We start from the raw sequence: 14,891 nt of genomic DNA, 5'->3' as shown, positions 1-14,891 counted from the left end.
CCATTCACGCTTCCCAAGGTTAAAGCTTCGGCAGGCGGGCGATCTGGATTGGGCTGAAGCTCCCTGGACCGACCGAGTCGGATCCAGCGGCTCGGATCCGGGACTCTGTCAATTGCGGCTGTTGAGATGCCGCACCTGCCGCAGCGCCGGGAACAGGTAGGCCCACAACCCTGCAACCGCAATCGCGCCGATGCCGCCGATCACCACGGCGGGAACGGTGCCGATCAGCGCCGCCATGGTGCCGGCGCGGAATTCGCCGACCTCGTTGGAGGCGCCGACGAAGACCTGGTTGACGGCGTTGACGCGGCCACGCACATCGTCCGGCGTCCAGAGCTGGATCAGCGTCTCGCGGATATAGACGCTGAACATGTCGGTGGCGCCGAGCAGGGCAAGCGCCACGATCGACAACCAGGTGATGGTTGACAGGCCGAACAGCACTATCGAGGCGCCGTACAGGGCGACGAAGCCCAGCATGATCTTGCCGGCATGATCGCGGATCGGATGGCCTGCGAGCCAGACGGCAACGCAGATGGCGCCGATGCCGGGCGCCGAACGCAGCAGGCCGAGGCCCCAGGGGCCGAGCTCGAGGATGTCGCGCGCATAAACCGGCAGCAGCGCCGAGGCGCCCGACAGCAAAACGGCGAAGAGATCGAGCGAGATCGCGCCGAGCACGATCTTCTCGCCCCAGATATAGCCGAAGCCGGCAAACAGCGTCTGCATCGTCGGCTTGTCGGTGGCCGTCTGCTGGGCAGGCTTCGGGATGGTGAAGACGAGCAGCGCGGCGGCGAGCATCAATATGGCTGCGGTGGCGTAGGCGACTTCCGCCGAGACGCCGTAGAGCAGGCCGCCGGCGACCGGGCCGACGATGGTCGCCGTCTGCCAGGCGGAAGAGTTCCAGGCGATCGCGTTGGCGAAGTCCTCCTGCGGCACGAGATTGGCGAAGAGCGACGACGAAGCCGGGCCGTAGAAGGCGCGCGCAATGCCGAACATCACCAGCACGATGAAGATCGGCAGCGGGGTGGTCAGGCCGCGCAGCGTCAGAAGCAGCAGCGCCAGCGCGCAGCCGGCCTCGATCAGCGTGGCCAGTGTCATGATCAGCCGACGGCCGAAGCGGTCGGCGACGACGCCGGTGACCAGGACCAGGAGCAGCGAGGGCAGGAACTGGACGATGCCGACAATGCCGAGGTCGAACGGATCGCGGGTCAGGTCATAGACCTGCCAGCCGACGGCGACCGACACGATCATGGTGGCGAAAGTCGTGAGGAAACGCGCCGTCCAGTAGCTGAGGAACGGGCGGTGCCGGAACGCGGCGTAGCGCTGGTCGGGTGAGGTTGCTTCGGCTGTCATGATTCGAGGGCCCCGTTGCGACAATGGCCGGCGGGGCACTTCCACGGTGGGCGCTGGTCCGGCCGCAACCCTTTAGCCCAGTTCGTCTTGCCATGCGCGCAAAAAATCCGCGCCGGATCAAAGAAAATCGAATTTTTGCCCGGGATGGCGGCTCAGCTCCGCAGCGCGGCCGAGACGGCCGCCAGCCCGCCGCGCAGTTCCGCTTCCGTCGGCCAGCCGAAGCCGAGGCGGAAGAAGCGCTTCGGCATCTCGAACCAGTGGCCGGGGCCGACATAGGTGCCGTGCTCCTCGAGCAGCCTGCTGTAGAACTTGTCGAGATCGAAGCCGGCATCGACGTTCAGCCGCGGAAAGCCGACGACGCCACCTTGCGGCCGCACCCAGTCGACCAGCGGCTCGCCGTCGATCCAGGCCTGGACGGTGTCGCGGCGCCTGGCCATCTCGGGCAGCAGCGAGGCCAGGAAGCCGTCACGGCGTTCGAGCGTGGCGCGGGCGATCGCCTCGTCGATCACGCTGCCGCAGATGCCGATCTGTTCCTTGGCGGCGAGGAAGGTTTCCTGCAGTTGCGGATCGCGGGTGGCCAGCCAGCCGATGCGGATGCCTGGAATGCCGAAGGCCTTGGACAGCGAGCAGACGCTGATCGCGTTTGGACTGAGCGAAGCCGCCGCCGGCAGGCGCTCGCCGTAGGAGAGGTCGCGATAGGTCTCGTCGACCAGCAGGCGGCATTTGCGGCTCTCTGCAAGCGCGACCAGCGCGTCGAGTTCGGCGCGTGTCATCATCGTGCCGGTCGGGTTGTGCGGGCAGGTGACGCTGATCAGTCTGGTGTTTGGCCGGATCTCTGCCTTCACGCGTTCGATGTCGACGGCAAAGCCCTGGTCGAAATCGAGATCGGCATACGAGATGGCGCAGCCGATCGCTTTCGGGGTCTCGATGTTGGTGGCGTAGTTCGGCCGTACGACCACGAGGTGGTCACTGGCCGACAAAAGCGCGGTGGCGATGATGAACAACGCGCCTGCCGCGCCAGCGGTCACCAGGACATCGTCGGGGGAAAGGCCCTTGTCCTGCGCGGCGATCAGCGCGCGCAACTCCTTGTCGCCGCGATGCTCGCCATAGAACAGGGTGAGGTCAGGCAGCGCGAGACCGATGTCGGAAAGTTTCTGGTCGGCGATCGAGCTTTCGGAGAGGTTGTAGCGGATGCGGTCGTAGCCGTATTCCTCCGGCGCTTCCTTCTCGATCACCATCCTGGCGTAGTTCATGGCCGTCTCCCCCAGCGGTCTCTGGCCCTATCCAAGCCATAAAAGCAGGAAGCCTGCCAAGGTCGATTCCTCGGCAGGCTTCCTCAAATCATTGGTGCAGGCGCGCTATTTCAAGCGGGCGCCTTGGCCTTCCTGCCCTTGGCTGGCTTCGCCGGCTCCGGTTCCGCCTTGCGGCCAAGGCCGATCGACTTGGCGAGCTGCGAGCGCGAGGCCGCATAGTTGGGAGCGACCATCGGGTAGTCGACCGGCAAGCCCCATTTGGTGCGATAGGCTTCCGGCGTCAGGCCGAAATGCACGCCGATATGGCGCTTCAACGATTTGAACTTCTTCCCGTCCTCGAGGCAGATGATGTAATCCGGCGTCACCGAGCGCCGCGGGTTGACCGCGGGGACCGGCGGGGGCGCCGCGGGTTCCGCCGGCTGGCTGATCCCGCCGATCGATGAGGCGACACTGGCGATCAGTCCGCCCAGCTCCGAAGCGGGCAGGCGGTTTTTCGCGACATATGCCGATACGATATGAGCGGTGAGCTCGAGCAGGTCGACTTCCTTGGCTGTGCTGGTGTCCTCGTCCACGTAGTCCCTCCATTTCTGCCGCAAGGCCGCGAAACCGATCCGGCTTTCGCGGTGTGTAAAAATCAAAGCGCTGCGAGCGTTGGCGAATTCTGAAAAGCCGCGGGGGCCGCAGGCCGGCGAATTCCTAGTCGGCAAATCTGCGCGACGCAACGTTTTGTCGCGTCAATACACGCTGTTTTGAACAATTATACTGAAATGTAACAATATCAGATGATCAGAGCCCTGTCGCGCCATAGACGAAATCCACCCTCGAAAGCGCGAGTGTTGTCGCCGCGCCGGGATTTTTCAGGCAATTCATCGAGCTTGTCGACATTGCCGCCGCCGATCACGACATAGTCCGGCTGCAAGGCGGCGCGAAGCCTGCCGACGACGTCGAAAACGTATTTGCGCCATTTCTTCTTCCCGTGCTTCACCAGGCCGCGCTCGCCGACATAATCTTCGAAAGTCGCCCCCTTTTTGTAGGGCAGATGGGCAAGCTCCATGGGCTGTCCGACATTCTTGATGATCATGGCAGCGCCCAGGCCCGTGCCGAGGCCGAGGAACAGCATGCGCTCGCCGTCATAGCTGCCGATCGCCTGCATCAGCGCGTCGTTGACGAGCTTGACCGGCTTGCCGAAGGCGGCGGTGAAATCATAGCCGTTCCAGCCCTTGCCAAGATTGAAGGGATCGAGCGAGGGCTTGTTGTCGCGTACGGGGCCGGGATAGCCCATCGAGATGACGTCGTAGTCGAGGCCCTCGGCCAGTTTCTTGACCGAAGCGACGACCTGATCCGGCGTCAGGCTCGGTCCGGACGCGACGCGGCGCATCTCGCCGCCCGCGCTGGTGAGGATCTTCACATGCGAGCCGCCGACATCGATGGTGAGCACGATCGGATCGCTGCTTGCCGAGGCCTTCTTTGCTGCCTTCGCCATTTTGTCCTCCCGGAAGTCACTTGGTCGGATTGATCCAGCCGTCGGGTGGGCCGAAGCCGTGCATGGCGTCGGCCGGTCCCCAGGTCTTGGGCGCATAGATCGCCGGCGCCGTGGTGTCTCCGAGCACCGGCCCGACGATGCGCCAGGCAAGCTCGGCCGCGTCCTGACGCGTGAAGAGCTGGCTGTTGCCGTTCATGGCGTCGCCGATCAGCCTTTCATAAGGCGGCATGTCGCCCTTGGTGTCGTCCAGCGCGGTCAGCTCCACCTGCTCGCCGATCATGTCGTCGCCAGGCACCTTGCGCTGCGCGCCGATCGAGATCGCCACCTGCGGGTCGATACGGAAACGCACATAATTGGCGTCGCCCGGTTTGATCGGATCGAAGACGTCGAGCGGTGGCCGCTTCAGCCGCACGATCACTTCGGTGGCGTGCACCGGCATGTTCTTGCCGGCGCGGATGAAGAAGGGCACGTCCTGCCAGCGCCAGGTGTCGACGAAGAAGCGCACCGCGGCGAAGGTTTCGACCGGCGAGTTCGGCCGCACTCCCGGCTCGGCCAGATAGCCGTCGAATTGGCCGCGCACGACATCGTCCTTGGTCAGCGTGCGGATCGCGCGCAGCACCTGCACCTTCTCGTCGATCAGGTCGTCGGCCGAGCGGCCGACCGGCGGTTCCATGGCCAGCAGCAAAAGGATGTTGAGCAGGTGGTTTTCGATGACGTCGCGGATGCAGCCGACGTCGTCATAGAATTTGCCGCGCCCTTCGACGCCGAAATCTTCGGCCATGGTGATCTGCACGCTCTCGACGAAGTTGCGGTTCCAGATCGGCTCGAGGAAGGAGTTGGCGAAGCGGAAATAGAGCAGGTTTTGGATCGCTTCCTTGCCGAGATAGTGGTCGATGCGGAAGATCGACTGCTCGTCGAACACCAGATGCAGCACCCGGTTCAGCCAGCGCGCCGACTGCAGGTCGTGGCCGAAAGGCTTTTCCACCATCAGCCGCGCGCCGCGCGCGGTGCCGGACTGCTCCAGGCCTTGCACGACCGTCTCGAACATGGTCGGGGGAACGGCCATGTAGTGCAGCGGTCGCTGGGCGGAACCCAGCGCCGTCTTCAACTTCTCGAAGGTCGCCGAGTCACGGTAATCGCCGCTGACATAGCGCAGCAGCGAGGCGAGCTTGGAAAAGACCTTGTCGTCGACAGCGCCCAGCGCATTGACGATGCCGTCGCGCGCACGGTCCACCAGCTTGGGGAGCTCCCAGGGCTCGAAGGCGACGCCGATCACCGGCTCGGTCAGCGTGCCCTTGGCGACCATCTGGTAGAGCGCCGGGAAAATTTTCTTGTGCGCAAGGTCGCCGGTGGCTCCGAAAAGCACCAGCGTGTCGGACCTCTCCTGGCTCATGGCTGGCTCTCCCCTCACGCGCCGGTCTTCTTCTCGACATGGCCGCCGAAGGCATAGCGCATGGCGGACAGGAGCTTGTCGGCGAATTGCGATTCGCCCTGCGAGGAGAAGCGGTCGAACAGCGCCGAAGACAGCACCGGAGCAGGGACGCCGGTGTCGATAGCCGCCTTCAACGTCCAGCGGCCCTCGCCGGAATCGGAGACGCGGCCGCCGAACTGGGCGAGCGTCGGGTCGTTCTTCAGCGCGCCGGCGGTGAGATCGAGCAACCAGGAGCCGATGACGCTGCCATGCCGCCAGACCTCGGCGACCTGGGGCAGGTCGATGTCGAACTGGTAGTATTGCGGGTTTTCGAGCGGACTGGTCTCGGCATCGGCAGTGCGCTGCCTTTTGCCGGCATTGGCCGATTTCAGGATGTTCATGCCTTCGGCATAGGCGGCCATGACGCCGTATTCGATGCCGTTATGCACCATCTTGACGAAATGACCGGCGCCGCTCGGGCCGCAATGGAGGTAACCGAAGGGCGCCGTACCGGCATCCTTGGGCGGATTGGCCCCCGCATCGGCGCCCGGCGCCAGCGTGGCGAAGACCGAATCGAGATGCTTCACCGCCTCGTCGGGGCCGCCGATCATCAGGCAATAGCCGCGCTCGAGGCCCCAGACGCCGCCGCTGGTGCCGACATCGACGAAGTTGATGCCCTTGACCGCAAGCTTCGCCGCCTGGTCGACGGCGTCGTGGTAATAGGAATTGCCGCCGTCGATGATGATGTCGCCCGGCTCCATCAGCGCCGCGACCTGATCGACGATCCTGCCGGTGATCGCGGCCGGCAGCATCAGCCAGGCGCAGCGCGGCTTGGCGAGCTTGCCGACGAATTCCTCCAGCGAGGCCGCGCCGATGGCGCCGTCCTTGACCATGCCGGCGACGCTTGCCGAATTGATGTCGTAGACGACGCATTCATGGCCGTCGCGCATCAGGCGCCGCACCATGTTGGCGCCCATCCTGCCCAGTCCCATCATTCCGATCTGCATGGTTTCATCCCGATTGCTTGAGGAAAGAAGAAATCTAATGGCCCTGTTGCGTCGATTTATGACGCGTCGATGCCGACGCTGAAGTCGACATTCTCCCAACGCATCGCCTCGGGCCAGAAAAAAGTGAAGACGATGGTGGTTCCCGGCTGCAGGCGGTTAACGGGCAAATCCACCAGATGGATGCCGAACGCATTCTCGACCGTCCTGCTGTCCTGCACGGTCAGCCACTTGTCGCTGCTCCAATGGACGACGCCGGGCGCCGACAATTCGACGCGCAGCAGCTTGCCCGCGGGAATGGAGCGGATCTTGTTGTTGAAGCGCCAGATCCGCAGCGGCGAGACCGTCTTGCCCTTGATGTAGCGTTCGACGCCCTGCGGCGGCAGGTCGAAGACGACCCCGTCGCGCAGCGAGCGCAGCAGCTTGATGTGCTCGGCATGCGCCCAGACCAGCGGCATGGCGCTGCCCGAAGGGGCGCCCAATCGCAATTCGCGGCCCGGCATGTCGGGGCGATCCCAGACCTGCTCCGGCAGAAGGCCGCCCGCGCCGGCCGAGCGTTCGAACGTCTCCAGCAGCTGCGCCGCCTTGTCCCTGCGGCCGGCGGCCAGCTCGTAATGGGCGCGCTCGCCGGCAAGCAGCGGCCACGGCCGCCCTTGGCCGGTGCCGTCGAAAGGCGCGCCGTCCTCGTGCTCGCCATAGCCGTCGCCGGTGTAGCGATACCAGAGCGGCCCCTGCGGCAGGTCGCAGCGCAACTCGGCGTCGATCGCCTTGACCGTGTTCAGGATGCGCGGGTCGTCCGCGGCTCTGAGGCCGAAGCGGACCAGCGCCAGGGCGTCCGGGCTGATGATCGCTTCCGCCGGCCTGTCGGTGTCGCCCGGCGGCCGGTTCTTGATCGGCACGAAGCCGTCCTTCGGCGAGGCCGCGCCGCCGTCGTCGGGCGGGGCGATGCGGACATAGTAGCCCTCGATCCCCGCCTTGGCGCTTGCCTCCGTGCCGGTGACATAGGTCCAGCGCTCGATCTGGTCGTTCCAGCAGTCGGCGGTTTCGCGCAGATAGTTTGCCGGCTCATTCTTGCCGCAGGCGTCGAGCATGTCGGCCGCGGCAAGCAGGCCCGCGATCTGCACGGCGAGCGTGAACGGGCTATAGCCGGCATCTTCTTCCCAGCGGTCCTCGCCGGTCACGGGGCCGTTGCGCACGACATAGGCGGCCGCGTTCTCGATCATGGCCAGGAAGTCGGCGAGCTTCGGCTTCGGCAGATGGCCGGCACGGCGCAGGGCATCGGCGAGCAGCAGCGGAAAGGCGCATTCGTCCATCTGGATGCCGGGCCAGTAAGCGGTTCCGTCGGACCAGCAATTTTGCGGCCAGTGGCCGTCCGGCTGCTGGATCGAGCGCAGATAGGTGAGGATCTGCAGCGCCTGCCTGCCGTCGCCGGCGGCGAGAAAGCCGCCCGCCGTCTCGACGAGGTCGCGCGGCCAGACGAGGTGATAGCCGCCGAGGTCGTCGTCGCCCTTGTTGAAGCCCCACGGGATCGACAGGCTGGCGACTGCCGCGCCCGGCCTCGCGATCGACAGATGCGTCGCCAGCACCGCCGCGCTGGCGCGATAAGAGTTCAGACCGGAGGCGGTGCGGCGGTCGAGCTTTTCCAGCCTTGCCTGGGATGTCCGCCAGTTGTCGACATAGGTCTTCGCGGCCGGCTCGAAACCCTGTTTCAGGCTTGCAAGGGCGAGATCGGCGGCTTCCTCCGGCGAAGCGCCGAAGCCGAGCGCCAGCAGGGCAACAGTCCTGCCGGCCGAAAAGCCGATCTCGCCCGTGAGCGCGACATTGCCGTTTTCGGCCGTGTAACAGGAAGGATCGAGCGCCCCGCTGTCGTGCAGTTGCTGCCAGCCGTCGGAAAAGCCGACATAGCCGGCCGAACAGGCGCCCCAAGACAAGGACGAAGCGAGCGCCAGCGAAACGCCACGCCCGGTGGCAAAGAGAAGGCGCTGCCCCTTATGCTCGCCGATCCAGGCCGTGTTGCCCATGCCGGCGTTGACGAGATGCGGCGCCAGCAGCGCGTAGACGCGATAGTCGGTGGCGTTGCCTTTCAGTGCGGTGAAACTGGTCTCCTGCAGCAGGACAGGTCGTTTCGAATCCGTAACGATACGCTTTTCGATGAGGTAGGCGCCATCGGAAGCGGTGTTGCTGAACCGGTAGCCGGGCACTCCGTCCTCGAAAGGTTCGACGGTGTGGGCCGCGTCTCGCTTCTCTTCTGAAAAATAACCGCCGGGACCGGTGACGATCAGCCCCAGGTCGCGCGTGCAGGCGCTGTCGAGGCGCGGATAATAGATCTCGTTCAGGATGCCGTGGCTGGTGGTGAACCAGAGCGGGCTTTTTGCCGAAAGGGCGGTTCCGACGCCGCTCTTGGCGCTCGACGTCCAGCGCGCGGGGATTCCGGGCGCGCCTTTAGCAACGGTCGGCGTCACTGCCATGCATTGGCCTCCTGCCGCGTTCCTAGACCAGGAGTCGCCGTCTTTTCAATCGCCTAACCGCAAGTTGATCGGGCAGTGCCAATGCTTTGCAGTTGACACCTTGCGGTTCCTCTGAATTTGTCTGACAATAGATAAAAAACAGGTAATTCGCGTTACGACCATCCGTTTAAGACCAGCAACCCCGGGAGGAAACCTATGAAGAAACTGCTCGTTTTAAGTGCGTTCGCGGCGATGCTCGCCTCGGGCACCGCGCTTGCCGATACCAGCGGCAAGAAGATCGCCTTCTCCAACAACTATGCCGGCAATTCGTGGCGCCAGGCGATGCTCGACAGCTACGGCATCGTCACCAAGAAGGCGGTCGACGACAAGATCGTCGCCGCGGCGGACGTCTTCACCACCGCCGACAAGGAAGTGCCGACGCAGGCGGCGCAGGTGCAGAACCTGATCCTGCAGGGCTACGACGCCATCGTCATCAACGCCGCTTCGCCGGATGCGCTCAACGGCGCCATCAAGCAGGCCTGCGATGCCGGTATCGTCGTCGTCTCCTTCGACGGCATCGTCACCGAGCCCTGCGCCTACCGTGTCGTCGTCGACTTCAAGGATATGGGCAAGCAGGAAGTAGAGCAGATGGCGAAATTCCAGCCGAAGGGCGGCAATCTGCTGGAAATCCGCGGCCTCGCCGGCACCTCGATCGACGATGCCATCCATGCCGGCATCCTCGAAGGCGTCGCCGCGCATCCCGAGTTCAAGATCGTCGGCTCGGTGACCGGCGACTGGGACCAGACGACGGCGCAGAAGGCGGTGGCGACCATCCTGCCGTCGCTGCCGGACATCGTCGGCATCGTCGACCAGGGCGGCGACGGATATGGGGCCGCGCAAGCCTTCGCCGCCGCCGGCAAGCCGCGGCCGACCATCATCATGGGCAACCGCCAGGACGAGCTGAAATGGTGGAAGGAGCAGAAAGAGAAGGACGGCTACAAGACCTGGTCGGCCTCGATCGCCCCTGGCGTCTCGACGCTCGCCTTCTGGGTGGCGCAGCAGGTGCTCGACGGACGCAAGGACATTCCGCACGACCTCCTGGTGCCCTATCTCGCCTTCACCCAGGACGATTTCGAGGCCGCGCTGCCGAAGATCAAGGAAGGCGGCGTCGCCACGCACGAATACACGCAGGAAGAGGCTCTCGCGGCCATCAAGGCCAACATCAAGCAATAGCGGCGCGACATTGCGGGCCGCATCGCCAACCGGATAAGTTGAGGATGCTTCAGGCTGTTGCGGATATCGTCAGACTGAACGGCGCCGAAAAGCATTTCGGCGCCGTTCGGGCGCTTAACGGCGTCGACTTCCATGTCGGCGCCGGCGAATGCGTCGGGCTCGTCGGTCATAACGGCGCCGGCAAGTCGACGCTCATGCATATGGTGGCCGGCACGCTGCGGCCGGATGGCGGGCAGATCGCCGTGCGCGGCAATCAGGAGGCGAGCTATTCCGTGGCCCGTGCGCTGGAACTCGGCATACGCTGCGTCTTCCAGGAGCTGTCGCTCTGCCCCAATCTCAGCGTCGCCGAGAACACCCGCATCAACCATCCCTCGCTTGCCGGCTTCGGCTGGCGGCGCAGAGCCGCCGATCTCATCCGCGCCAAGCTCGACGAGATCTTTCCGGACCACGGCATTTCGGCGGACGACATCGCCGGCGACCTTTCGATCGGGCGGCGGCAGATGGTCGAGGTGGCGCGCGCCTTCACGCTCACCCGCGAGCCGCTGCATCTCGTCATCCTCGACGAGCCGACCTCCTCGTTGGATGCGCATACGGCGGGACAGTTGCTTTCCTTCGTCCGTCGTTTCGTCGAGCAGGGCGGAAGCTGCATCCTGATCTCGCATGTGCTGGGGGAGGTGTTGCAGAATGCCGACCGCATCGTGGTGATGCGCGACGGCAAGGTGGTTGCGGCCGATGCCGCTGCTGTTTTCGACCGCGACAAGCTCGTCGCCGCCATGGGCGGCGCCGAAGGACATCAGAAGGCCGCCGCCGAAGCCCGGAAAATCGAGGCCGGCGCGCTCAGGGTTCGCGCGCGTCCGGCCAGACAGCAGGACGACAAGGAGCTTGTCGCCCGCGCCGGCGAGATCATCGGCCTTGCCGGGCTTGCCGGGCATGGCCAGACTGACCTTTTGCTGGCGATTTTCTCGGCGGCCGCCCGCGCCAAGGCCGGCATCGAGGTCACCGCGCCCGTGGCGCTGGTCGCCGGCGACCGCCAGTCGGACGGCATCTTTTCACAATGGTCGATCGCCCAGAACATCGGCATCCGCTCGCTGGCCCGGCTGCGCAACGGCCTTTTGATCTCGCCGCAGCGCGAGGCGGAGCTCGCCGAATTCTGGAAGAAGAAGATCGGCATCCGCACGCCGGATATGAACAACAACATCTATTCGCTGTCGGGCGGCAACCAGCAGAAGGCGCTGTTTGCGCGCGCGCTCGGCTCCGACGCCGAGATCGTGCTGATGGATGACCCGATGCGCGGCGTCGATATCGGCACCAAGCTCGAAGTCTATGACCTGGTGCGCGAGGAGGCCGCCAAGGGCCGGACCTTCCTCTGGTACACCACCGAGACCGAAGAGCTCGACAATTGCGACCATGTCTATGTCTTCAAGAACGGCCGCATCGTCGCCAATCTCGGCCGCGACGAGTTGACGGAGGAAAAGATCATCCAGTCCTCGTTCGGCGATGCGGCCTGAGATGACCGCGATCGCTCCCGGCACGCTCCCGAAATCGTCACCGCGCGGCAGCGCCGCCCGGGCGCGCCTGCTGCGCGGCCTTCTGCCGGCCTTGTCGCTGGCGCTGGTGCTCATCGCCATCGCCTGGCTCAACCCGCGCGCCATCAGCTATTTCGGCTTCAACCTGATGCTCAACCTGGCGATCCCGATCGCGCTGGCGACGATCGCGCAGATGTTCGTCATCGCCGGCAACGAGCTGGATCTCTCGATCGGCACCTTCGTCGGTTTCGTCGGCTGCGTCACCGCGACCTGGCTGAGGGAGGCGCCGCTGCTGGGCATTGTCGTGCTGCTCGGCTCGATCGGCGCCTATGCGCTGCTCGGCGCGCTGATCCATCTGCGCAATTTGCCGTCCATCGTGGTGACGCTCGGCATGAGCTTCGTCTGGCAAGGGCTTGCCATCCTCATCCTGCCCAAGCCCGGCGGCAAGGCGCCAGACTGGCTGCTTGCGATCATGTCCTTCAAGCCGCCTTACATCCCATTCCCGATCCTTGCCGCACTGATCATCGCCGCGGTCGTGCATTTCGGCCTGATGCGCACGTCCTATGGCGTCATCCTGCGCGGCTCCGGCGGCAATGCCGCGGCGCTCAGGCGCGCCGGCTGGTCGCTGCTTCGCACCAAGATCGTGCTGTTCGCGCTGACCGGGCTGTTCGGCGTTCTGTCCGGCATGGCGCTGATCGGCATCACCACCTCGGCCGACGCCAATATCGGCAACGGCTACACGCTGCTTTCGATCGCCGGCGTCATCCTCGGCGGCGGCGAGTTCGTCGGCGGCCGCGTGTCGCCGATCGGCGCGGTCATCGGTGCGCTGACGCTGGCGCTCGCAGCCTCGCCTCTTCTGACCTTCATGCACATCCCGCCCGACTGGCAGGTCGCCGCCAATGGCGCGATCCTGATCATCGTGCTGGCGGCTCGGGTGCTGATCAGCCGCAGGGAGCGGTGAGCGATGACCTCAATGCGCACCCTGCTTGAAAAACCCTGGCTCTGGTCTTTCGCCGGCGCGCTCGTCGTGTGGGTGGTGACGGTCATCTTCACCGGCGGCTACGGCGCCGGCGGCATGGTCACGGCGGCGCTTTCGCTCGCCGTCTTCACGGTCATCGTCGGCGTCGGCCAGATGTTCGTCATCACGCTGGGGCCGGGCAATGTCGACCTGTCGCTGCCGGCCAATATCGGGCTCGCAAGCGCGGTCGCCATGAAGGTGATGGGCGGCAGCGATTCGATGATCGTCGTCGGGCTGCTTGCCGCGCTCGCCTGCGGGGCGGCCATCGGCGCCATCAACTATCTCTTGATCTGGGCGCTGCGCATCCCGCCGATCATCGCGACGCTGTCGGCGAGCTTCATCATCCAGTCGGTCGACATCAGCTACGGCCGGGGCCTACAGATCAAGCCGCCGCCGGGCTTCGCCGACTTCACCAACCGACAGGTGCTGGGCGTTCCGCTACTGGCGCTGCTGACGGTGGTCTTCACCGTCGGCGCCGCACTTGCGCTGCAGCGCATGATCTATGGCCGCTCGGTGCTGGCGATCGGCCAGAATATCCGCGCCGCCTGGCTCGCCGGCGTCCCTATAGGCCGCATCCGCTTCCTCACCTACACGTTGTGCGGGGCGCTGGGCGGCATCGACGGGGCGCTGCTCGCCGGCTATTTCCGCGGCGCCAATGTCGATATCGGCAACGAATATCTGCTTGCCTCGATCGCGGTCGTGGTCATCGGCGGCACCTCGGTGGCCGGCGGCAAGGCGAACGTACCCGGCGTCTGGGGCGCCGGGCTGTTCCTGGTGCTGCTGCTCACCATGCTCAACACCTTCGGCGTCAGCGCCGGCGTGCGGCTGGTGCTGACCGGGCTGATCATCGTCGGGGTGATCACGGCGGCCGGCGGCGAGAAGGCGGTGCGGTGAGGATTCCGCCCACCGTCTCGCGATAAGGCGAGAGCCCCGCCTTATTTGGCGGCCTTGGCCCGCGCGATCGCGTCGACGATCATCTTCTTGGCGTATTTGGAATCATGCCAGCCCTCGATCTTGACCCATTTGCCGGGCTCGAGGTCCTTATAGTGCTCGAAGAAGTGCTGCACCTGCTGGCGGGTAATCTCCGGCAGATGCGTGTATTCGGTGACGTTCTCGTAGCGCAGCGTCAGCTTGGGCGAAGGGACGGCGATCACCTTCTCGTCCTGGCCGGCATTGTCTTCCATGATCAGGACGCCGATCGGCCGCACATTGATGACGCAACCCGGCACGAGCGCGCGGGTGTTGCAGACCAGGACGTCGATAGGGTCGCCGTCGCCCGACAGCGTGTGCGGCACGAAGCCGTAATTGCCTGGATAGCGCATAGAGGTGTGCAGGAAACGGTCGACGAACAAAGTGCCGGCCTCCTTGTCCATCTCGTATTTGATCGGCTCGCCGCCGATCGGCACCTCGATGATGACGTTGACGTCGTCAGGCGGGTTCTTCCCGGTGGGCACGGCTTCGATACGCATGGCTAAATCCCTCTCTCGATTGAAAAGACCGATAGCGGGCGAAGCGTCATGGTGCAATGCGGCGAATAGCACTGAACGCTAATGAAAGCGCACAGTTTGTGATGAATTGTAACCTAGGCGAGGTTAGTCATTCCAGACGAAAGCCACTTTCTTAAGCGCCTTCTGCTCGAAGACTTCGACGCCTTCGGCGATATCGCGGCCGCCATTGCCGGCATAGAAGGCCAAGGCGTTGTGGTTGTCTTCCAGCGCCCACACCACGAGGCCGCGCAGGCCATGGTCGGCAAGGCGCGCCTTGGCCGCCTTGAACAGCCGGCTGCCGAGCCCGATGCCCTGATATTCCGGCCGCAGATAGAGCTCGTAGATCTCGCCCTGCTGGCGGAGCTCGCGGGCGCGGTTCTTGCCGATCGTGGCATAGCCGGCAACCGTCCCGCCGATCTCGACCACCAGCACCGTGGCGGCGCGGCGAATCGCGTTGGCCCACCAGTCGACGCCGCGACGGTTGATCATCGAGGTCAGCGTGCGGTGCGGGATGATGCCCGAATAGGCGCCGCGCCAAGCCTGCTGGTGCACCTCGGCGATGGCGCTCGCGTCGCGCGGTTCTGCCTTCCGTATGTCGATGGTCAGCGTGTTCATGATTGGTTAACCATAAACCCGCCTCGTCCGATTGCAAAGAGTCCCCAACACGTCCCGACGCTTTCGC

Annotated in this window: 13 protein-coding genes; 4 read left to right on the top strand and 9 right to left on the bottom strand. The window is 64.9% G+C overall.

The window, feature by feature from the left end; all coding sequences use genetic code 11:
- Window positions 1-108 precede the first annotated feature (108 nt).
- The 7 genes from MJ8_RS31125 to MJ8_RS31095 all read right to left on the bottom strand — a co-directional run bounded on the left by MJ8_RS31125 (window position 109) and on the right by MJ8_RS31095 (window position 8,966).
- Complete coding sequence (locus MJ8_RS31125) at window positions 109-1,350, bottom strand: MFS transporter (protein WP_201415633.1); 1,242 nt, start codon at window positions 1,348-1,350, stop codon at window positions 109-111.
- A gap of 149 nt (window positions 1,351-1,499) precedes the next feature.
- Window positions 1,500-2,600 (bottom strand): aminotransferase class I/II-fold pyridoxal phosphate-dependent enzyme, encoded by a 1,101-nt coding sequence (locus tag MJ8_RS31120; RefSeq protein WP_201412351.1) that lies wholly within the window; start codon window positions 2,598-2,600, stop codon window positions 1,500-1,502.
- Window positions 2,601-2,710: 110 nt separating this feature from the next.
- Window positions 2,711-3,172 (bottom strand): MucR family transcriptional regulator, encoded by a 462-nt coding sequence (locus MJ8_RS31115; protein WP_201412350.1) that lies wholly within the window; start codon window positions 3,170-3,172, stop codon window positions 2,711-2,713.
- Between the two features lie 206 nt (window positions 3,173-3,378).
- Window positions 3,379-4,083, bottom strand: a complete 705-nt coding sequence (locus tag MJ8_RS31110) for an ROK family protein (protein WP_201412349.1) — start codon at window positions 4,081-4,083, stop codon at window positions 3,379-3,381.
- Window positions 4,084-4,099: 16 nt separating this feature from the next.
- Window positions 4,100-5,476: a glucose-6-phosphate dehydrogenase gene (gene zwf, locus MJ8_RS31105; protein WP_201412348.1), complete on the bottom strand. Its 1,377-nt coding sequence runs from the start codon at window positions 5,474-5,476 to the stop codon at window positions 4,100-4,102.
- 14 nt (window positions 5,477-5,490) lie between these two features.
- The gene (gene gnd, locus MJ8_RS31100) at window positions 5,491-6,501 is read right to left on the bottom strand and encodes a phosphogluconate dehydrogenase (NAD(+)-dependent, decarboxylating) (RefSeq protein WP_201412347.1); all 1,011 of its coding nucleotides are present in this window, start codon (window positions 6,499-6,501) and stop codon (window positions 5,491-5,493) included.
- A gap of 56 nt (window positions 6,502-6,557) precedes the next feature.
- Window positions 6,558-8,966: a glucan 1,4-alpha-glucosidase gene (locus MJ8_RS31095; protein WP_201412346.1), complete on the bottom strand. Its 2,409-nt coding sequence runs from the start codon at window positions 8,964-8,966 to the stop codon at window positions 6,558-6,560.
- Between the two features lie 195 nt (window positions 8,967-9,161).
- Here MJ8_RS31095 and MJ8_RS31090 point away from each other — a divergent pair, with 195 nt between their 5' ends.
- The 4 genes from MJ8_RS31090 to MJ8_RS31075 are packed head-to-tail and all read left to right on the top strand — an operon-like array spanning window position 9,162 to window position 13,616.
- On the top strand, window positions 9,162-10,178 hold the full coding sequence (locus tag MJ8_RS31090) for an ABC transporter substrate-binding protein (RefSeq protein ID WP_201412345.1): 1,017 nt from the start codon (window positions 9,162-9,164) through the stop codon (window positions 10,176-10,178).
- Window positions 10,179-10,222: 44 nt separating this feature from the next.
- Window positions 10,223-11,686 carry a sugar ABC transporter ATP-binding protein gene (locus MJ8_RS31085; RefSeq protein WP_201412344.1) on the top strand — a complete coding sequence of 488 codons (1,464 nt, stop codon included), beginning with the start codon at window positions 10,223-10,225 and terminating at the stop codon, window positions 11,684-11,686.
- 1 nt (window position 11,687) lies between these two features.
- Window positions 11,688-12,665 (top strand): ABC transporter permease, encoded by a 978-nt coding sequence (locus MJ8_RS31080; protein ID WP_201412343.1) that lies wholly within the window; start codon window positions 11,688-11,690, stop codon window positions 12,663-12,665.
- Window positions 12,666-12,668: 3 nt separating this feature from the next.
- Window positions 12,669-13,616, top strand: coding sequence for an ABC transporter permease (locus tag MJ8_RS31075; protein ID WP_201412342.1), 948 nt, complete (start codon window positions 12,669-12,671; stop codon window positions 13,614-13,616).
- Between the two features lie 41 nt (window positions 13,617-13,657).
- Here MJ8_RS31075 and ppa read toward each other — a convergent pair whose 3' ends face one another.
- Both ppa and MJ8_RS31065 read right to left on the bottom strand, forming a co-directional pair.
- Window positions 13,658-14,191: an inorganic diphosphatase gene (ppa, locus tag MJ8_RS31070; protein ID WP_112128634.1), complete on the bottom strand. Its 534-nt coding sequence runs from the start codon at window positions 14,189-14,191 to the stop codon at window positions 13,658-13,660.
- A 123-nt stretch (window positions 14,192-14,314) separates the two neighbouring features.
- On the bottom strand, window positions 14,315-14,824 hold the full coding sequence (locus MJ8_RS31065; RefSeq protein WP_040991512.1) for a GNAT family N-acetyltransferase: 510 nt from the start codon (window positions 14,822-14,824) through the stop codon (window positions 14,315-14,317).
- Window positions 14,825-14,891 lie beyond the last annotated feature (67 nt).

Origin of the sequence: Mesorhizobium sp. J8, assembly GCF_016591715.1 — a bacterium.
Lineage (GTDB): Bacteria > Pseudomonadota > Alphaproteobacteria > Rhizobiales > Rhizobiaceae > Mesorhizobium.
Note: the sequence above shows the minus strand (reverse complement) of the source record. Positions and strands in the feature narration are given on the sequence as shown.

What these genes read in the sequence shown, in the direction of transcription:
- MJ8_RS31120 (WP_201412351.1), bottom strand. Translation starts at nt 2,600, where the DNA reads ATGAACTACGCCAGGATGGTGATCGAGAAGGAAGCGCCGGAGGAATAC.
- MJ8_RS31110 (WP_201412349.1), bottom strand. Translation starts at nt 4,083, where the DNA reads ATGGCGAAGGCAGCAAAGAAGGCCTCGGCAAGCAGCGATCCGATCGTG.
- zwf (WP_201412348.1), bottom strand. Translation starts at nt 5,476, where the DNA reads ATGAGCCAGGAGAGGTCCGACACGCTGGTGCTTTTCGGAGCCACCGGC.
- gnd (WP_201412347.1), bottom strand. Translation starts at nt 6,501, where the DNA reads ATGCAGATCGGAATGATGGGACTGGGCAGGATGGGCGCCAACATGGTG.
- MJ8_RS31095 (WP_201412346.1), bottom strand. Translation starts at nt 8,966, where the DNA reads ATGGCAGTGACGCCGACCGTTGCTAAAGGCGCGCCCGGAATCCCCGCG.
- MJ8_RS31090 (WP_201412345.1), top strand. Translation starts at nt 9,162, where the DNA reads ATGAAGAAACTGCTCGTTTTAAGTGCGTTCGCGGCGATGCTCGCCTCG.
- MJ8_RS31085 (WP_201412344.1), top strand. Translation starts at nt 10,223, where the DNA reads ATGCTTCAGGCTGTTGCGGATATCGTCAGACTGAACGGCGCCGAAAAG.
- MJ8_RS31080 (WP_201412343.1), top strand. Translation starts at nt 11,688, where the DNA reads ATGACCGCGATCGCTCCCGGCACGCTCCCGAAATCGTCACCGCGCGGC.
- MJ8_RS31075 (WP_201412342.1), top strand. Translation starts at nt 12,669, where the DNA reads ATGACCTCAATGCGCACCCTGCTTGAAAAACCCTGGCTCTGGTCTTTC.
- ppa (WP_112128634.1), bottom strand. Translation starts at nt 14,191, where the DNA reads ATGCGTATCGAAGCCGTGCCCACCGGGAAGAACCCGCCTGACGACGTC.
- MJ8_RS31065 (WP_040991512.1), bottom strand. Translation starts at nt 14,824, where the DNA reads ATGAACACGCTGACCATCGACATACGGAAGGCAGAACCGCGCGACGCG.